The organism is Streptomyces pseudogriseolus (assembly GCA_002154585.1).
GTDB lineage: Bacteria > Actinomycetota > Actinomycetes > Streptomycetales > Streptomycetaceae > Streptomyces > Streptomyces pseudogriseolus.
The window spans coordinates 1-554 of the sequence record MUNG01000747.1 but is presented as its reverse complement, the minus strand read 5'-3'; the positions used below and the strand labels follow the sequence as shown (position 1 = coordinate 554).

Below are 554 nucleotides of genomic sequence, written 5' to 3'. Positions count from 1 at the left end.
GGCGACGTCGGCGACCGCGACCTACGTCAAGACCCAGGACTGGGGCTCCGGCTTCGAGGGCAAGTGGACGGTGAAGAACACCGGCACCACCAGCCTCAGCTCCTGGACCGTCGAGTGGGACTTCCCCGCCGGCACCTCGGTCACCTCCGCCTGGGACGCCGACGTCACCTCCTCCGGCACCCACTGGACCGCCAGGAACAAGTCCTGGAACGGCACCCTCGCCCCCGGCGCCTCCATCAGCTTCGGCTTCAACGGCAGCGGCTCCGGCTCGCCGTCCAACTGCAAGCTGAACGGCGGCAGCTGTGACGGCGGCCCCACCGTCCCCGGTGACAACCCGCCCAGCGCCCCCGGCACCCCCACCGCCTCGAACGTCACCGACACCTCGGTGCGCCTGTCCTGGTCCGCGGCCACCGACGACAAGGGCGTCAAGAACTACGACGTGCTGCGCGACGGCTCCCGCGTCGCCACCGTGACCGGCACCTCCTACACGGACAGCGGCCTGACCAAGGGCACCGACTACTCGTACACCGTGCAGGCCCGGGACACCGCCGACC

The 554-nt window shown here is 70.9% G+C and carries 1 protein-coding gene; it reads left to right on the top strand.

Annotated elements, in window-relative coordinates:
• The coding region (locus CCN29_RS34515) for a cellulose binding domain-containing protein (protein WP_442538709.1) at positions 1-554 on the top strand (554 nt) is incomplete at both ends.